Below are 15,692 nucleotides of genomic sequence, written 5' to 3' on the forward strand. Positions count from 1 at the left end.
ATGAGAATGAGAATGAGAATGAGAATGATTCCAGCCATTGACGTTTTCGCTTCGGTGCGCTTGTCCTGCTGGCCCAAGGGGCTGGGGGATTCAGCCCTCGCCCCCTTCTCCGCCCTCTCCACCTTCGCCCGCTTTCTCCTTCTCCTTTTTCTGCTCCTTGTCGACGTGGCCGTCCTTCATGCCACTGGCGGAGCCGGGTTCGCTCTGCCCGGCCGCTGGAGTTTGCGGTGCGTTGGTTTCGGGGGCTTTGCCGCAACCCGCCATCCCGGCGATCAGTCCGGTGGCGGCGAGAAAGAGGGCGATGCTGGGGCGCGGCATGGTCGATCCGGGTTGAACGTTGCCGATTGTGACCGGGTTTGCTCTGAATGGGCCTGCACCGGTCACAGGCGACCGTGCCATAGGTGACAGATGTCGGTCCTGGCTCCTCCGCTTCCGCCGCTTGGCAGGGATCGGGCAGGGAAGGTGTCCTGGAGAAAGGGGCATGGACCCGTCATCGTTCGTGGGAACCGCGCTCATGCCGGGTCGATGCGTTTTCAGATCGAATCACTGCTGCCGACCGAGCAGATCTCTTCCTGGCGAGGCAGGCTGCTGGCGCCGGAGGTGCAGTGGCGGCCCGGTCAGGAAACCGCCGGCTGGCATGCCCGCTCCGTCAAGCACAACCGCCAGCTGGAGCGCGCTTCGGCCCTGCACCAGGAGCTGGCGCAGCAGGTTCACCAAGCCTTGCTGGCCCATCCTCTGCTGGCCTCGGCGGCGTTGCCGGCACGGATCCACGGCCTGCTGTTCAGTCGCTCGGGCGCTGGCGAGGGGTACGGCCGCCACGTGGACAACGCCTTCATGGCCGAAGGACGCTCCGATCTCTCTTTCACGTTGTTTCTCTCGGAACCAGGCACCTACGCGGGCGGTGCCCTGGTGCTGGAGTCCCCCCATGGCGAGGAGGCCATCCGCCTCGGCGCCGGCGATGTGATCGTCTATCCCAGCACCCTCCTGCACCGGGTGGAGTCCGTGACGGCGGGGGACCGGCTCGTGTGCGTCGGCTGGATCCAGAGCCGCCTTCGCAGCGCCGAGCAGCGGGAGCTGCTGTTCGAGCTCGACACGGCCCGGCGGACGGTGTTCAGCCAGGAGGGCAAGGGCGAGGTCTTCGATCTGCTCAGCCGCAGTTACACCAACCTGCTGCGGATGTGGGGCGATTGAACCTGATCAGGCCGACCCTTGGCGCTCCTGGCAGCCCGGGCACAGCCCGAAGAACTCCAGGGTGTGGAACAGCAGCTGGTAACCACCGAGTTGCTGGGGGTTCAGGTGGGTCTCGTGCATGGGGCAGCTCCGCAGCACCACGGTGCTGCCGCAATCCACGCAGGTGAGGTGGTGCTCGTCCCGCTCCGTGGGGGCAAACAGGGCCTCGCCGCTTGGCAGGTGGCGGCAGCGCACCAGGCCCCGCTGCTGCAGGTGGCGCAGGTGCCGGTAGACCGTGGCTAAACCCATGCCATGGGGGGTGCCGCGCAGCCGGGCATGGAGGTCCTGGCCGGTGAGTTCCTCGCTGGCCTCCTGCAGCTGATCGAGCAGGTGCTGCTGTTTCGCATTGAGCAGGCCGTGGGGTGCCGCCGGATCTGCGACCTGGGGGGCCATGGCGCTCTGCGCTGGGAACAGACGCTGATCCTATGGAGGGCCGGCTGGGGCCGCCCCGCGGCCGAGGCTGCCATCCACGAATGAGTATCGTTCTCATAGGCATGCGTCGGTTCAGGCGCGCTCCGCGCCGTTCTCTCCCAACCCACCGCCATGCAATCCATCCTGCGCCGCTCGGCCGTGCTCGCCGTGGCCGCCCTGCTGGCCTCCTGCGGGGGTGGCGGCCAGGGGCCGGCTGCCACCACGGCGCAGAGCCTGAGCGTGGTCACCACCTTCCTGCCGATCACCGCGTTCACCCGGGCGGTGGCGGGCGACTGCGCCACGGTGCAGGCCCTGATCCCCACCAACGTCGGCCCCCACGACTTCCAGGCCACCCCCACCGATCTGGCCCGCCTCCAGAAGGCCGATGTGCTGGTCAAGAACGGCCTGGGCCTCGAGGAGTTCCTGGGCAAGCTGATCGCCAGCGCCGGCAACGCCAAGCTCCGGGTGATCGACTCCAGCGCCGGCATCGCCACCCTGGCGAACCCGGAGGAGAAGGGCCATGACCACGGCCACGACCACGGCGCGATCAATCCCCACATCTGGCTCGATCCGCTCCGGGCCGTGCAGCAGGTGGAAACGATCCGCGATGGCCTGATCGTCGCCAAGCCCACCTGCAAGCAGCAGTTCACCGCCAACGCCGCCGCCTTCACCTCCGAACTGCGCGCCCTCGACGCCGAGCTGGCCGCCCAGCTCCAACCCTTTGCCGGCAAGACCTTCGTGGCCTTCCACGATTTCGCCCCCTATTTTGCGGAGCGCTACGGGCTCAAGGTCGATTTCCTCGTCGATGTGCCGGAGGACAACCCCACCCCCGCTGACCTCCAACGGGTGGCCAAGGAGGTGAAAGCCACCGACCTCAAAGCCCTGCTCAGCGAACCCCAGGAAGGCAGCCGCTCCTTCAATGCTCTGGCCCAGGATCTGGGGGTGAAGGTCAGCGTCTTCGATCCCCTCGAGACCGGTTCGGAAGAGGCCGCCAAGCAACCGGGCACGTACGCCGACACCCTGCGCCGCAATGTCAAGGATCTGGTCGACGCGTTCGGGGGATGAGCTGACCAAAGCCCATCGGTTGAGCCCTCCCATGCCCTCGGTAGGCTGAAGCCATGGCGGAAATGGTTCTCGAAGTCAGCGACCTCACCGTGCGGCGCGAGGGCGGCACCGCCGTGGAGGGCGTCAGCTTTGCCCTGGCGGCGGAATCCGACACGGCCCTGGTGGGGCCCAACGGCGCCGGAAAGAGCACCCTGGTGCAGGCCATCCTCGGCATCCTTCCCCACCAGGGCGGCGGCGTACGGCTGCTGGGGCGGCCCCTGGGTCCCCGCGGCCAGTTGCCACCCTCGGTGCGGGCCCAGCTGGCCTACCTGCCCCAGACCTTCGCGGTGCGCAACCGCTGCCCCCTGAGTGTTGCCGAGTTCGTGGGCCTGGGCTGGGATCCACCGGGGCTGCAGCTGCCCTGGCGTGGTAGCGAGCGGCGGCGGCGGGCGGTGGAGAAGGCCCTGGCCAAAACCGGCTGCACCGATCTTGCTGACCGCCTGGTCAGTGAGCTCTCCGGCGGCCAGACGAAGCGGGTGCTGCTGGCGTTCTGTGTGGTGCGGCCGCGGCGGCTGCTGGTGCTCGATGAGGCCCAGGCCGGCCTCGACAGCCAGGCGGCAGAGCAGTTCTACGGCCTGCTCTTCGACCTGCGCCGCAGTGAAGGCTGGACGATCCTCCAGGTCTCGCACGACCTGGAGATGGTGCGCCGCACCTGCGATGGCGTGCTGTGCCTCAACCGCAGCCTGCGCTGCTGGGGCCCCCCCGACCATGCCCTCAGCTCCGCCCAGCTGGAGCGGGTCTACGGCCGCGGCTACGTGCCTTACCACCACCACCACGGCGGCCACCCCAGCCGATGACCGACGGCCCTTCGCTTGGCGACCTGCTGGCCCTGCCGTTCATGCAGCGGGCCCTGCTCGGCGGCCTGCTCACCGGCGCCCTGGGCGGCCTGCTGGGCAGCTTCGCAGTGTTGCGGCAGCTCTCCTTCTTCAGTGATGCCCTCGGCCATTCGGCCCTGCTCGGCATCACCCTCGGCATCCTGCTGGGGCTCAACCCCACCCTGGTGCTGATCCCCTTCGCGGTGCTCTTCGCCCTGGTGGTGAGCCGCCTGGTGGAGCACAGCCGCCTGCCCACCGACGCCCTGCTCAACATCATCTACTCCTCGTCGCTGGCGATTGCCGTGGTGGCGCTCAGCTTCGTTCGCATCTACAAGGGCGGCATCCACCAGCTGCTGTTCGGCGACATCCTCGGCATCTCCTGGCTGGATCTGGTCCTGATCGTGGGCCTGCTGCTCACCGCCCTGGCCTATCTGGGCCTCACCCGCCGCGACCAGATCCTGCTCACCCTCGATGAGCCGCTGGCCCTCTCCCGCGGGGTGTCGGTGCCGCTGCACCGGTTGCTGTTCATCGTGCTGCTGGCGGTGGTGGTGGCGATCTCGATCAAGGCGGTGGGGGTGCTGCTGATCAGCGCCTTCGTGGTGATTCCTGCCTGCGCCTCGCGGTTGGTGAGTCGCCACTTCAACGGCTACGTGGCCCTGGCCTCGGGCCTCGGGGGGATCTGCGCCGTGCTGGGCCTGCTGGTCTCGGGGGCGTTTGATCTGCCCTCGGGGCCCTGCGTGGTGATCGTGCAGCTGATCGGTTTCCTGGCCGCCCTGGCCCTGGCCGCCCAGCCCAGCACCGGAAACGAAGCCAGCTAGAGAAAGACTTCTCCGCGGGGGTAGCCCACCCGGGACGGTGCTCGGCTGCCGTACACGGCCGCCAGCAGGAGCATGATCCCCAGCCGTCCCACGAACATGCCCACCATCAGCACCAGCTGGCCCCAGCGGTTCAGGTTGGCCGTCACCCCCACGTCAAGTCCCACGGTGCAGAAGGCCGACATGCAGGTGAACAGCTTCTCGAGGAAGTTGAACGACTGGGCGGTTTCGTCTCCTCCGGCCGTTGGACCGAGGCCGAGCACCAAGGTCATCAGGATCACGAAAAGGCCGGAGGCCAAGGCCACGCCCACCGCCTTGAGAACAATGGTGCCAGGGATTTCATGGCGGCGGATGATCACCTCCTGCCGATCTTCCAGGGTGGAGCGGGTGGCCCCCATCAGCACCGCGAAGGTGGTGGTTTTGATGCCACCGCCGGTGCCGCCAGGGCTGGCACCGATGAACATCAGCACGATCATCAGCAACAACCCCGCGTCCGAGAGGGTTTCGATCGAGAGCGGCACCGTGTTGAAGCCGGCAGTGCGGGTGGTGATCGATTGAAAGATGGTGACCTGGAGCTTCTCCCAGAGGTTGAGCGTGTTGATCACCCCGTCCGGGGCGAACCGTTCGGTGAACAGCAGTCCGATCGCGCCAAGGACGATCAGCAACAGGGTGCTGCGCAGCACCAGCCGCGTGTGCAGGCTGAGGCACCGCTTCCGCCGGAGCCGAGAGCGATTCTCCCAGAGGTCGTTGGTGACCCGCCAGCCAATCCCGCCGGTGACGATCAGGGCACCGATCACACCGTTGACGATCGGATGGCCCTTGTAGCCCACCAGATTGTCGCTCCAGAGCCCGAAGCCAGCATTGTTGTAGGCACTGATGCAGTGAAACATCGCCGCCCAGAGTCGCTCGCCGGGGTTGCTGATGTCGGTGAATCCAAAGGCGTAGAGCACCGCCGAGCCCAGCCCCATCACGCAGCCGGCGGTGATCAGGATCCGATGGAAGGTGGGTCCGATGCCGCCGACGCCGAACTCATCAAGCGCCCGGCCCTTGTCGAGGCGCTGGCGCAAGCCTGAGCGACCTTGCACGAAGCCCTGCAGAAAGGTGGTGATCGCCATCAGGCCGAGCCCACCGGTGATGATCAGCCCCGCGAGGGTCACCTGCCCGAAGAAGGTGAGGTCCTTGCCCACGTCGATGATCGACAGACCCGTCACCGTGATCGCCGAAGTGACCGTGAACAGGGCCTGCCATAGTCCAACGTCGTCGCTGGAGCAGAGCGGGGAGGCCAGCAGGAGGGTGCCCGCCGCGATCACCAGAGCGCCGGTCACCACCGTGAACTGGGGCACCGACAGTCGATGGCGCCACAACAGCAACCGTCCCCAGATTTGATCCAGAGACCGGGCTGTCATCGGGACGGGGATCGTGATTGGTCGGGGCACAACGTACCGGAGCGGCCGGCCCCCGGTTGCTCAATGCCTAGGGCTTGATCAGCATGGCTCGCGAACGCTCAGCCAGCCGCCGCTCCAGCAGCAGCAGGCCGAGCACCGTGGTCGCGGTCACCATGATCACCAGGGCGGAGAACTGGGTCGGGTTGATCACCCCGGCGCCCAGCGCCGTGGTGGCGAACACCAGGCCAGGCAAGCCCCGGGGGACCAACCCGAACACCACCAGCCAGCGGTCGACACCGGCGGCGCGATCGGCCGCCGTGATCCCGAGGCCGCAGAGCAGCTTGCTGAACACCGCCATCACCACCAGGGCCGCCGCCAGGCTCCAGGCGGCCGGCTCCAGCAGCGTGCCCACCGAGATCCGCATCCCCACGCTGATGAAGAACAGGGGCAGGAAGACATCCGAGAGCACCGAGAGGGTGCGGGAGACGTCCGCTTCGGGCGGACTCAGGCGACCCAGCAGGATTCCACCCCAGAGGGCGCCCAACAGGGAAGTGAGGCCACTGGCCTCCCCCAGCCACGAGGAGGCGATCAATACGATCAGGATCGCCAGGGGGGTGGTGGGCCGCTCTGGCCGGTGACGCGCCCACAGCCCGACGGCCAGGGAGATCAGGGCCGCCAGGGCGAGACCCAGCAGCGGTCCGGGTCCTGCCAGGCCCGCTCCTCCCATCGGCTGCCCTGCGCTGGCCATCGCCACCGACAGGAGCGCGATCGCCGGCAGGTCGTCGAGCACCGAGACTCCCACCAGGAGGCGGCCCGAGGGGGTCTGGAGAGCATTCCCCAGGGCCAGCACCCGCAGGGTCACCCCCGTTCCGGTGGCGCTGAGGACTGCCAGGCAGAGCAGGGTTTCAGGCGCGGCCATCCCAAACCCCTGGCGCAGGGGCCAGTAGGCCAGCAGGGGAGCCAGGAAGCTGATCGCCACCGTGCGCAGGATGGCGTTGCGCCGCGAGGCCAGCAGATCGCCCCGCACCTCCAGCCCCACCTGAAAGAAGAGGGTCAGCACCCCCAGCTCGGTGAGCCCGCTGAGCGGCTTGATGGCGGCAAACGGCAACACCGTGTTGCCGAGGATGAACCCCACCAGCAGCTCAAGCACGATCGCTGGCACGGCCCACGCCACCAGCCGACCGGCTGACACGCGGGCGATCAACACCCCCGTGAGCAGGATCAGCAGGGTGGTGAGCAGCGTCGGCATTTTTTGGCAGACATTAAGGTTTTCGGGATTTGAGCGATCAGCCGTTGAGCCGCCCTGTTTCACCCGCCTGGCACAGCCACACGCCCCAGGACTGCCTCCGAGAGCTTGAGGCCAGCGCCGACGGCCTTAGCACCGCCCAGACCGCCGAGCGGCTCGCCCGGTTGGGGCCGAACAAGCTGGAGCTGGCGCCAGGCCGCAGCAACCTGCGCATCCTCTGGGACCAGCTCAGCAACGTGATGCTGATCATGCTGCTGGCCGTGGCCGCCGTTTCGGCCGCCATCGCCTTCCAGGCCCAGCGCTTCCCGAAGGACGCGATCGCCATCGTGCTGATCGTGGGGTTGAACGCCCTGCTGGGCTACATCCAGGAAAGCCGTGCCCAGACCGCCCTGCTGGCCCTGCGCGAAATGGCCCAGCCCCTGGTCACCGTGCGTCGTGACGGCCATTGGGATCGGATCTCGAGCGAGGAGCTGGTGCCCGGCGATCTGATCCGCCTGGAGGCGGGGGATCGGGTGCCCGCCGACGCCCGGTTGCTGGAGGTGGCCGAGCTGGGCCTGCGTGAGGCGGCCCTCACCGGCGAGGCCGAGGCCGTGTTCAAGAAGGCGGATCTGGTGCTGGAGGCCTCCATGCCTGTGCTGGAGAGGCAGAACTGTGTTTTCCAGGGCACCGAGGTGGTGCGGGGGCGGGGCACGGCGGTGGTGACCGCCACCGGCATGGGCACGGAGCTGGGCCAGATCGCCGAGCTGATCAACAACGCCGGGGGTGAAACCACCCCGCTGCAGGAACGGCTCGATGGCCTGGCCAATGTTCTTGTGGTTTCAGCGCTGGTGCTGGTGGCCCTGGTGGTGCTGGGCGGCTGGCTGCTGGGCCAGCCACTGCTGGGCCTGCTGGAGGTGGCGCTCAGCATGGCGGTGGCAATCGTGCCGGAGGGCCTGCCGGCCGTGATCACCGTGACCCTGGCGATCGGCACCCAGCGCATGGTGCAGCGGGCCGCCCTGATCCGCCGGCTGCCGGCGGTGGAGGCCCTCGGCTCGGTGACGGTGATCTGCACCGACAAGACCGGCACCCTCACCTTGAACCGCCAGGTGGTGGAGGAGCTGCGCTGCGGCAGCCAGTCGATCGCCGTCAGCGGCCAGGGCTACGACCCCCATGGCTCCTTCACCGCCGCAGAGCTCGCTCCCCCCGAGGGAGCGGCGGCGGGAATCACCACGGGAGCCAGGGACCTGCTGCTCTCGGCCGGCTTGCTCTGCAGCGACGCCGAGCTCAAGAAAGCGGAGGACGGCAGCTGGGATGTGCTGGGTGATCCCACCGAAGGTGCCCTGGTGGTGGCCGCCGGCAAGGCCCAGCTGGATGGCTTCGCCCTGCGCAGCCAGTACAAGCGAACGGCCGAAATTCCCTTCAGCTCGGAGCGCCAGCTGATGGCGGTGTGGGTGCAAGACAGCGAAGGCACCCTCCAACTCCCCCTCGGGGACGTGGCGACTGGTTCCCACACCCTGCTGATCACCAAGGGGGCCCCGGAGGTGATCCTCGGCAGCTGCGACCGCTGGGTCGGGGGCGCCGGTGTTGAGGGGCTCAGCGATTCCCAGCGGCAGTGGTGGGTGGAGCAGGGGCGGAGCCTCGCCGCCTCCGGCCTGCGGGTGCTCGCCTTCGCCTGCGCCCCCCACCACACCAGCCCGGAACAGTTGCTGGATCACCAGGTGCTGCTGGGGCTGATGGCCCAGCTCGATCCGGCCCGGCCGGAGGTGGCCGTGGCCGTGGCCCGCTGCCGTGAGGCCGGCATCCGGCCGGTGATGATCACCGGCGACCATCCCCTCACCGCCCGGGCCATCGGCCAGAACATCGGCCTGGTGGACGCTGACGCGGAGGTGTTGCTGGGCCGGGAGCTGGAGCAGTGCGACGACAGCCGTCTTCAGCAAGTGGTCAGCCGCTGCAGCGTCTATGCCCGGGTGCCGCCCGAGCAGAAGCTGAGGATCGTCAAGGCGCTGCAGGCCAACGGCCAGGTGGTGGCGATGACCGGCGACGGCGTCAACGACGCCCCTGCCCTCAAGCAGGCCCACATCGGCGTGGCGATGGGCATCACCGGCACGGAGGTGAGCAAGGAAGCCTCCGACATGGTTCTGCTCGACGACAACTTCGCCACGATCGTCAACGCGGTTGAGGAAGGTCGGCTGGTGTACGCAAACATCCGCCGCTTCGTGAAGTACATCCTCGGGAGCAATGTCGGCGAGCTGATCACGATCGCCTCGGCGCCGCTGCTCGGCCTGGTGGGCTCCCCCCTCTCCCCGCTCCAGATCCTCTGGATGAACCTGGTGACCGACGGTGTGCCCGCCCTGGCCCTGGCCCTGGAGCCCGGCGAGGAGGGTCTGATGCAACGGCCACCGGCCGAACCCGGGGAGTCGATCTTCGCGCGGGGAATCGGCAGTTACATCCTGCGCATCGGTGTGGTGTTCGCGGTGATCACGATCGTGTTGATGGTCTATGCCTTCCGGGCCGGGGCTCCGTGGCAGACGATGGTGTTCACCACGCTCTGCCTGGCCCAGATGGGCCATGCCCTGGCCGCCCGCAGTGATCTGCCCCTGGTGCAGGTGAATCCGTTCTCCAACCCCTGGCTGATCGGGGCTGTGGTGCTCACCTCCGCCCTGCAGATGGCCCTGCTCTACGTGCCCGTGTTGTCGAACTTCTTCGAGACCACGCCGCTGAGCCTGCAAGAGCTGGCCATCTGTATTGGGTTCAGCCTGCTGTTCTTCGTTTACCTGGAGCTGGAGAAGGTGTGGCGGCTGTGGCGCCGCCGGGCCCATGCCGATGCCTGAACTGCTGGTCGGCTCCCTTTCCCCCACAGTTGGGTTCGAGCACTGGGCCGAATCATTGCTCAACCTGATCAGCGACGCGGTGGAGAGCAATCCCCTGCAGGGTTATGTGCTGATCGGCCTGGCCCTGCTCCTTGAGAACATGGTGCCGCCGATTCCGTCAGAGCTGGTGATGCCCCTGAGTGGCTTTCTGGTGCAGCAGGGCAAGCTTCAGTTCGTTCCCGTTGTGGTCGCCGCCCTGATCGGCACCGTGCTCGGGGCCTGGTTCTGGTACGGGATCGGTCGGCTGGTCAATGAGGAACGGCTCGAAGATCTGGTGGGTCGCCATGGCCGCTGGCTTGGCCTCAAGCCCGCTGATCTGGCGGTCAGCCGCCGCTGGTTTGCGCGCCATGGCGCGGCGGTGGTGTTCTGGGGCCGGCTGGTCCCCGGCATCCGGCCGTTCGTGTCGATCCCGGCCGGCATTGAGCTGATGCCGCAACGGTCGTTTCTGCTCTGGACCAGTGCCGGAAGCCTGCTCTGGATCCTGGCGCTCGTGACGGCGGGCCTCCTGCTGGGCTCCAACTACCGGCAGATTCTCGTTTGGCTGCAGCCCTTGGGCACGATCCTGCGCAACCTTCTGCTCCTGCTCATCGCCACCGCCGCGATCTGGATCGGGGCCCGTGCCATCGGGCGACGGCGCCTGCCCTGACCATCCCCGAGGCTGAGCTCGCCAGCAGCGTATGGATCACTCCGTTTCGGTGGTTTCCGTCAGGGGACGATCACTGCCATGCTCGCTGAAGGCAGTGAGGCCTCCCATGGCTTGAAGCCCGGCGAGCATCAACAGGCCCAGCACCACGGCGATTCTGGTCAGCCAGCCGCCCTGTCCTTGGTTGTTCCGGTCATCGACGACAGGATGGCCGCAATCCACGCAGATCATGCCGGCGATGCCCAGCTTCGCCTTGCTGATCATTCGGCAGCCGCAGCGTTGGCAGGTCATGGAACGCCCAGCACAACATTTAACTCTGGCGGCTGAATCGCCTCAGCTGCAGCAGCAACAGCTACCGCAGGGAGGGAGGCGTCACCAGGATTTTGTCGACACGGTTGCTGTCCATGTCCATCACCTCGAAGCGATATCCCTGCCAGTCGAAGTGGTCGGAAGCCTTGGGGATGCGCTCGAGGGCATGAATCATGAAGCCCGCCAGGTTGTGGTACGCCCTCTGCTCGCCTGTGCCGAGCAATCTGGTGCCGATCCGATCATCGAAGTCGTTGATGTCGAGGCTGCCATCCACCAGCCAGGTGCCGTCCTCGCGGATCACAAAGGAGGGCTCCTCGTCGTCCTCCAGGGCAGGAAGATCCCCGACGATCCCTTCCATCAGGTCGTTGAGCGTCACCAGGCCCTCCACCCCTCCAAACTCATCGGTGACGAGGGCAATGTGGATGCCGGTGCGCTTGAATTGCTCCAGCACGGAGAGCGAACGGGTGGACTCCGCCACATAGAGCGGAGGCTGGCAGAGCGCTTCGAGATCAAGGGGTTCGCTGCCAAGCTGGGCGGTGAGCAGGCTGCGCACCCGCACGATGCCGATGCAGTCGTCGAGGCTGCCGCGACCGACCGGAAAACGGGAGTGGTTGGATTCCTTCACCTCGGCGAGGTTCTCCTCTTCTGAGACCTCCAGATCCAGCCAGCGGATCTCGGTGCGGGGGGTCATCATCGTTTTGATCGATCGATCCCCCAGGCGCAGCACCCGCTGCACCATGTCGTGCTCGCTTTCCTCAAACACACCGGAATCGGCGCCCTGGCGGATCAGGGCCTTGATCTCCTCCTCGGTGATCTCGGGTTCGTCGCTGGCAGCCACGTTCAGGAGCCTCAGCAGGGTGTCGGTGGAGGCGCCCAGCAGGCGCACGGCGGGGGTGCACAGCCTGGAGAGGGCGCGCATGGCGGGGGCAATGCGGCAGGCGATCTGCTCCGGGTTGGCCAGGGCGATGCGCTTGGGCACCAGCTCGCCGATCACCAGGGAGAGGTAGGTGATCAGGGCCACCACCAGGGTGACGCTCAACCCTTCGCTGATGGGCTGAAGCGCCGGGATGCCATCGAAGACCGGTTGGAGTTGCCGAGCCACCGTGGCCCCGGCAACGGCGCCGCTCAGCACACCGATCAGGGTGATGCCGATCTGCACCGTGGAGAGGAAATCGTTCGGCGACTCCGCCAGGCGAAGGGCGAGGCGAGCGGGCCGGCTGCCCTTCTCCGCCAACTGCTGCAGCCGCACCTTGCGGGCGGAGACGACGGCGATCTCAGAGCCAGAGAAGATCCCGTTGGCGACGATCAGCAGCAGGATGAAGAGGATCTCCAGCGCCAAGCAGGGGAGGCAGGTTGAATCAGAGTGGTCAATCTACTGGCTGGATCAGATCTCAGCCCGCCACCAGCCAGCTCACCTGCCGCACCGGCTGCTCCAGCAGGGTGAGCCGGAGGCTGGTGGCATCGATCAGGGCGGCTCTGGCCTCCTGGCGCTGCGGCCGGGCTGCGCCGGTTGTGGTTACAGCCAGTGGGCGCAGGGCCAGCAGCAATCGGTCGCCGGTGGGGTCGTAGTGCAGGCCGGTGCCCGGCTCCAGCTCCCAGCCTGCCAGCTCGCGCCGTTGCAGCAACTTGCCGCGCCGATCCAGGCTGAGCAGCACCAGCCGGGGTTGGTTGATCCCCTCGATCAGCAGCGCCCAGACCCGCTCACCGCCCCGGGAGCAGGCGCTGGCGACCAGGCCGGCGCTGCCCAGCCAGAGCGTTCTTGGCGCCTGGCCGGGTTCCACCAGCTCCAGGGAACGGCGGAAATCGGGCCAGTGGCGCACCAGCAGGGCCCGCCCCGCCACCGGGCAGAAGCTGCTCAGATCGCGGCTGCCCGGCAGCACCTGCCGCCGCGCCGGCTGGGGCGGCAGGGTGCGCAGCGACAGCCCCTCGATCTCCGGCACGATCACCGCTCCCCCCTGGGGCAGCAGGGAGATCCGGCCGCTGGCCTCCAGGGCCAGGGTCTGACGCCCACCGCCGCGGCGCCACAGCACCGTGCTGGCCCGGCCGGGCGGGCGGGGGGATGACTGAACCAGCAGGTCGCCGGACCGGTTGCTGCTCAACTGGGCGAACAAGAGCGGCTCGGCGCTGAGCTTCTCCAGCCTCTGGCGCTCCACCATGCCGAGTCCGGCCGCCGTGCGGCTGAGGTTGCGGGTGCGCAGCCCCAGCCGCCACACCTGGTGATCGCCCTGGCCGTTGCGGCTCACCAGCCCCACGCCGGCGCCATCCCCCAGGGGCTGGACCATCGGAATCGACGTCCACTCCGGGGTCAGCGCCTTCCAGTGGCCGTCGTGCTGACGCACCTGAAGCTGCTCACCGCCCGCCACCGGCACCACTGCCAGCAGGTGGGGGCGGGGGTCCCAATGGCGCTCGCCGGCGGTCAGGGCCAGGCCGCGGCGGTCCTGGCCGCCCAGCCGCAGCAGCAGGGGCGCCACGATCCGCTCGCCTGCCTTGGGCAGCAGCAGCAGCGGGTTGCCGCTGCCCTGCACCTCGAAGGGCAGCGCCGGCTCGAGGGTCGTGGCGGCCGCCACGCTGGCCGGCTCTAGGGGCCGGCTGAAGCGCAGGCTGAGGGCGGCCGGTCCTGAGCTGGCCGCCGCCTGCCGCAACTCCAGCAGCCTGGGCGGCCTGTGAAGCAACAGCTGCTGCTGGAGCACGGCCAGGCCCAGCCCCGCCAGCAGCGTCACCCCCAGGCCGTTCATGGTTCCAGCGGGCGCTCGGGCCGCGGGATGGGCCGCATGAGGGTGGGCTTCACCACACTGCGCAGGCCGTCCTCGAACCGTTCGCTGGCCATCACGCCCCTCAGCTCCAGCCACTGATCCGCCTTGGGTACCGGCTGGCCGGCGGGCCAGAGCACCGGCAACCCCACCGGCGTGGCATCCACCAGGCAGCAGCGCACCAGCAGCCGGGCGAGCTGGGGGCGATCGCCGGGCACCGGCAGCACGAAGCCGCTGATCCGCACCGGGTCGCCGTTGTGCAGTTTGGGATCGGGTTCGCTGCGCAGCAACCGCACCCACTCGGTGAGGCTGCGCTGGCCGGGCGGCAGCACAAAGTTGAGGGCCGGCTCCTCCAGCAGCTCCCGGCTCCGGTTGGCGGACAGATCGGCGAACGAAGGACGGGGCGGCAGCAGCAGGACCGCCACGGCGGCGGCGCAGCCCAGCAGCAGGCCGGCCCTCTGGCGCGGCGCGAGGCGACCGTTGGCACGGGCACTCCAGCGCAGCTCCAGCGCGGCCAGGGCCAGCAGCACCAACCCCCCTCCCCACACCAGCGGATGAAAGACGGCGCGCAACAGCAGGTCGAGCCGACCGCTCACGGCGCTCTGCAGAAGCACCACCCCCCAGAGGCCCAGCCCCAGGGCCCGCAGAGCCCCATCCCGTTTCACAGCAGCACCAGGTTCACCCATTGGCCGATCAACAGCACCACCAGGCCGGCGGCCACCGCCGTGAGCAGGATGGCGCGGGGCTGGAAGAGAACGCCGAACAGACCCACCAGCTTGAGGTCCATCACCGGGCCCAGCAGCAGGAAGGCCAGCAGGGCGCCGGGGGTGACCTGGGCGGCGAAACCCAGGGCCAGAAACGCATCCACGCTCGAGCACACCGACACCACCAGGCTCAGCAGCATCAGGCTGAAGATCGAGAGGGTGGGGGCGCCCCCCACCGCCAGCAGCCAGGCCCGCGGCACCGCGGTCTGCACCAGGGCGGCAATGGCGCAGCCCAGCACCAGCAGCAGGGCCAGATCGAGGAACTCCGTGCTGCCATGGCCCAGCACCTCCGCCAGGGGCGGCCGCCGGGGGGGCAGGGCGGGTGGTTCGGGAGCCGAGCCGCCGCCGATCAGGCCGCTGCGTCGCTCCAGCAACGACACCCGGCTGAGTGGCTGGCTGAGCCGCCGCTCCTCCAGCAGGGCCGGGGTCAGCAGTCGGGCCTCCGGCAGCCGGCCCAGCAGGGTGGCCAGCGCCAGGGCGATCACCAGGGCCCCGAGCGGCCGGGCCGCCAGCAGCCAGGGCTGGTCGGGGAAGGCGGCCCAGGTGCTGGCCAGCACGATCGGATTGAGCACCGGCGCCGCGAACAGAAAGCCCAGCGCCGTGGCCAGGGGAGCCCCGCTGGCCAGCAGCCGCCGCGCCACCGGCACGTTGCCGCACTCACAGGCCGGCAGGGCGAAGCCGAGGGCGGCGCCGGTGAGCGGCCCCAACAGCGGATTGGCCGGCAGCTTGCGCACCCACGCCCCGCCGGGGCTGAGCCAGCGGGCCAGGCTGGAGATGGCTACTCCGATCAGCAGGAACGGCATCGCCTCCACCAGCAAGGCCTGGAACAGGGCCCAGGTGGTGGCGAGGCGCTCCAGGTTCACGATGCTGGCCGGCTGGTTGTGCCACCGCCAGCCTCGAACCAGGCCGGGATCGCCTCGAAGCAGGCGGCGTTCTTCTCGTTCTCGCGCGCCTCCACCTTCCAGCAACAGCTGCGGCCGCCCTCCCGGCTCTGCAACAGGGCATTGGCCCGCTCCCACACCCAGGCGGCGCTGCCCTCCATGCCCACGTTGGCCATCACCCGCAGATCAAGGGCCTCCCGTTCGTGCAGGGCCTGCCAGTCGCCCAGCAGGGGGTCGTCAGCGTTGACCAGCACGGTGTGATCGAACTGCTCCGCCAGCTGGGCCTCCAGGGGCCGCAGGCCGGAGAAATCCACCACGAAGCCGTTGGCATCGAGCCGCTGGGCCAGGAACCAGCAGGTGAATTGGCGGCTGTAGCCGTGAAGGAAGCGGCAGTGGCCGCTGTGGCGCCATTGCCGGTGGCAGCAGGGGTAGCCGCCGAAGGATTTGGAGCAGGTGTAGGCCGCCGCTGGAGCTGCCGTCATGGGATGGG

General features: G+C 68.6%; 16 protein-coding genes. 6 read left to right on the plus strand and 10 right to left on the minus strand.

The genetic code is table 11. The features are described 5' to 3' along the window. Positions 1-90 precede the first annotated feature (90 nt). Positions 91-318 (minus strand): hypothetical protein, encoded by a 228-nt coding sequence (locus KBY66_RS09965; RefSeq protein WP_255089225.1) that lies wholly within the window; start codon positions 316-318, stop codon positions 91-93. 207 nt (positions 319-525) lie between these two features. On the opposite strand from KBY66_RS09965, the gene KBY66_RS09970 reads away from it, so the two are divergent. Then, positions 526-1,191, plus strand: a complete 666-nt coding sequence (locus KBY66_RS09970; protein WP_255089226.1) for a Fe2+-dependent dioxygenase — start codon at positions 526-528, stop codon at positions 1,189-1,191. A gap of 6 nt (positions 1,192-1,197) precedes the next feature. Here KBY66_RS09970 and KBY66_RS09975 read toward each other — a convergent pair whose 3' ends face one another. Beyond that, positions 1,198-1,623: a Fur family transcriptional regulator gene (locus tag KBY66_RS09975; RefSeq protein WP_255089227.1), complete on the minus strand. Its 426-nt coding sequence runs from the start codon at positions 1,621-1,623 to the stop codon at positions 1,198-1,200. 150 nt (positions 1,624-1,773) lie between these two features. Between KBY66_RS09975 and KBY66_RS09980 the strand changes: the two genes are divergently transcribed. The 3 genes from KBY66_RS09980 to KBY66_RS09990 are packed head-to-tail and all read left to right on the plus strand — an operon-like array spanning position 1,774 to position 4,378. Further along, a complete protein-coding gene (locus KBY66_RS09980; protein ID WP_255089228.1) occupies positions 1,774-2,706 on the plus strand; it encodes a metal ABC transporter solute-binding protein, Zn/Mn family in 933 nt (310 codons plus the stop codon). Positions 2,707-2,759: 53 nt separating this feature from the next. After that, positions 2,760-3,542: a metal ABC transporter ATP-binding protein gene (locus tag KBY66_RS09985; protein WP_255089229.1), complete on the plus strand. Its 783-nt coding sequence runs from the start codon at positions 2,760-2,762 to the stop codon at positions 3,540-3,542. Further along, complete coding sequence (locus KBY66_RS09990; protein WP_255089231.1) at positions 3,539-4,378, plus strand: metal ABC transporter permease; 840 nt, start codon at positions 3,539-3,541, stop codon at positions 4,376-4,378. Before KBY66_RS09985 ends, KBY66_RS09990 begins: the two co-directional genes overlap by 4 nt. On the opposite strand, the gene KBY66_RS09995 is transcribed toward KBY66_RS09990, so the two are convergent. After that, positions 4,375-5,781, minus strand: a complete 1,407-nt coding sequence (locus KBY66_RS09995) for a potassium transporter TrkG (RefSeq protein ID WP_255089233.1) — start codon at positions 5,779-5,781, stop codon at positions 4,375-4,377. The two genes, KBY66_RS09990 and KBY66_RS09995, sit on opposite strands and share 4 nt — an antisense overlap. A gap of 67 nt (positions 5,782-5,848) precedes the next feature. After that, positions 5,849-7,009, minus strand: a complete 1,161-nt coding sequence (locus KBY66_RS10000; RefSeq protein ID WP_255089235.1) for a cation:proton antiporter — start codon at positions 7,007-7,009, stop codon at positions 5,849-5,851. A 44-nt stretch (positions 7,010-7,053) separates the two neighbouring features. Between KBY66_RS10000 and KBY66_RS10005 the strand changes: the two genes are divergently transcribed. After that, on the plus strand, positions 7,054-9,816 hold the full coding sequence (locus KBY66_RS10005) for a cation-translocating P-type ATPase (protein WP_255089236.1): 2,763 nt from the start codon (positions 7,054-7,056) through the stop codon (positions 9,814-9,816). After that, positions 9,809-10,501 carry a DedA family protein gene (locus KBY66_RS10010; RefSeq protein WP_255089238.1) on the plus strand — a complete coding sequence of 231 codons (693 nt, stop codon included), beginning with the start codon at positions 9,809-9,811 and terminating at the stop codon, positions 10,499-10,501. The genes KBY66_RS10005 and KBY66_RS10010 overlap by 8 nt, the downstream gene beginning before the upstream one ends. 36 nt (positions 10,502-10,537) lie before the next feature. On the opposite strand, the gene KBY66_RS10015 is transcribed toward KBY66_RS10010, so the two are convergent. From KBY66_RS10015 to KBY66_RS10040, 6 genes are all read right to left on the minus strand, one after another. After that, a complete protein-coding gene (locus tag KBY66_RS10015; protein ID WP_255089239.1) occupies positions 10,538-10,789 on the minus strand; it encodes a hypothetical protein in 252 nt (83 codons plus the stop codon). 61 nt (positions 10,790-10,850) lie between these two features. After that, on the minus strand, positions 10,851-12,146 hold the full coding sequence (locus KBY66_RS10020) for a hemolysin family protein (RefSeq protein WP_255089240.1): 1,296 nt from the start codon (positions 12,144-12,146) through the stop codon (positions 10,851-10,853). Between the two features lie 52 nt (positions 12,147-12,198). Continuing rightward, positions 12,199-13,542, minus strand: a complete 1,344-nt coding sequence (locus KBY66_RS10025) for a hypothetical protein (protein ID WP_255089241.1) — start codon at positions 13,540-13,542, stop codon at positions 12,199-12,201. Beyond that, entirely contained in the window at positions 13,539-14,243 is a 705-nt protein-coding gene (locus KBY66_RS10030) for a TIGR03943 family putative permease subunit (protein WP_255089242.1), read from the minus strand. The genes KBY66_RS10025 and KBY66_RS10030 overlap by 4 nt, the downstream gene beginning before the upstream one ends. Beyond that, a complete protein-coding gene (locus tag KBY66_RS10035) occupies positions 14,219-15,178 on the minus strand; it encodes a permease (RefSeq protein WP_255089279.1) in 960 nt (319 codons plus the stop codon). Before KBY66_RS10035 ends, KBY66_RS10030 begins: the two co-directional genes overlap by 25 nt. Positions 15,179-15,180: 2 nt before the next feature. Beyond that, positions 15,181-15,684 (minus strand): 6-carboxytetrahydropterin synthase, encoded by a 504-nt coding sequence (locus tag KBY66_RS10040; RefSeq protein ID WP_255089244.1) that lies wholly within the window; start codon positions 15,682-15,684, stop codon positions 15,181-15,183. Positions 15,685-15,692 lie beyond the last annotated feature (8 nt).

This window comes from Synechococcus sp. Tobar12-5m-g (genome assembly GCF_024345415.1).
In the GTDB taxonomy this organism is placed as follows: Bacteria; Cyanobacteriota; Cyanobacteriia; order PCC-6307; family Cyanobiaceae; genus Regnicoccus.

Bases quoted from the DNA above. Each gene is read 5' to 3' on its own strand.
- KBY66_RS10015 (WP_255089239.1), bottom strand. From the start codon at position 10,789: ATGACCTGCCAACGCTGCGGCTGCCGAATGATCAGCAAGGCGAAGCTG.
- KBY66_RS09990 (WP_255089231.1), top strand. From the start codon at position 3,539: ATGACCGACGGCCCTTCGCTTGGCGACCTGCTGGCCCTGCCGTTCATG.
- KBY66_RS09970 (WP_255089226.1), top strand. From the start codon at position 526: ATGCGTTTTCAGATCGAATCACTGCTGCCGACCGAGCAGATCTCTTCC.
- KBY66_RS09965 (WP_255089225.1), bottom strand. From the start codon at position 318: ATGCCGCGCCCCAGCATCGCCCTCTTTCTCGCCGCCACCGGACTGATC.
- KBY66_RS10010 (WP_255089238.1), top strand. From the start codon at position 9,809: ATGCCTGAACTGCTGGTCGGCTCCCTTTCCCCCACAGTTGGGTTCGAG.
- KBY66_RS10040 (WP_255089244.1), bottom strand. From the start codon at position 15,684: ATGACGGCAGCTCCAGCGGCGGCCTACACCTGCTCCAAATCCTTCGGC.
- KBY66_RS09995 (WP_255089233.1), bottom strand. From the start codon at position 5,781: ATGACAGCCCGGTCTCTGGATCAAATCTGGGGACGGTTGCTGTTGTGG.
- KBY66_RS10030 (WP_255089242.1), bottom strand. From the start codon at position 14,243: ATGGGTGAACCTGGTGCTGCTGTGAAACGGGATGGGGCTCTGCGGGCC.
- KBY66_RS09985 (WP_255089229.1), top strand. From the start codon at position 2,760: ATGGCGGAAATGGTTCTCGAAGTCAGCGACCTCACCGTGCGGCGCGAG.
- KBY66_RS10000 (WP_255089235.1), bottom strand. From the start codon at position 7,009: ATGCCGACGCTGCTCACCACCCTGCTGATCCTGCTCACGGGGGTGTTG.
- KBY66_RS10025 (WP_255089241.1), bottom strand. From the start codon at position 13,542: ATGAACGGCCTGGGGGTGACGCTGCTGGCGGGGCTGGGCCTGGCCGTG.
- KBY66_RS09980 (WP_255089228.1), top strand. From the start codon at position 1,774: ATGCAATCCATCCTGCGCCGCTCGGCCGTGCTCGCCGTGGCCGCCCTG.
- KBY66_RS09975 (WP_255089227.1), bottom strand. From the start codon at position 1,623: ATGGCCCCCCAGGTCGCAGATCCGGCGGCACCCCACGGCCTGCTCAAT.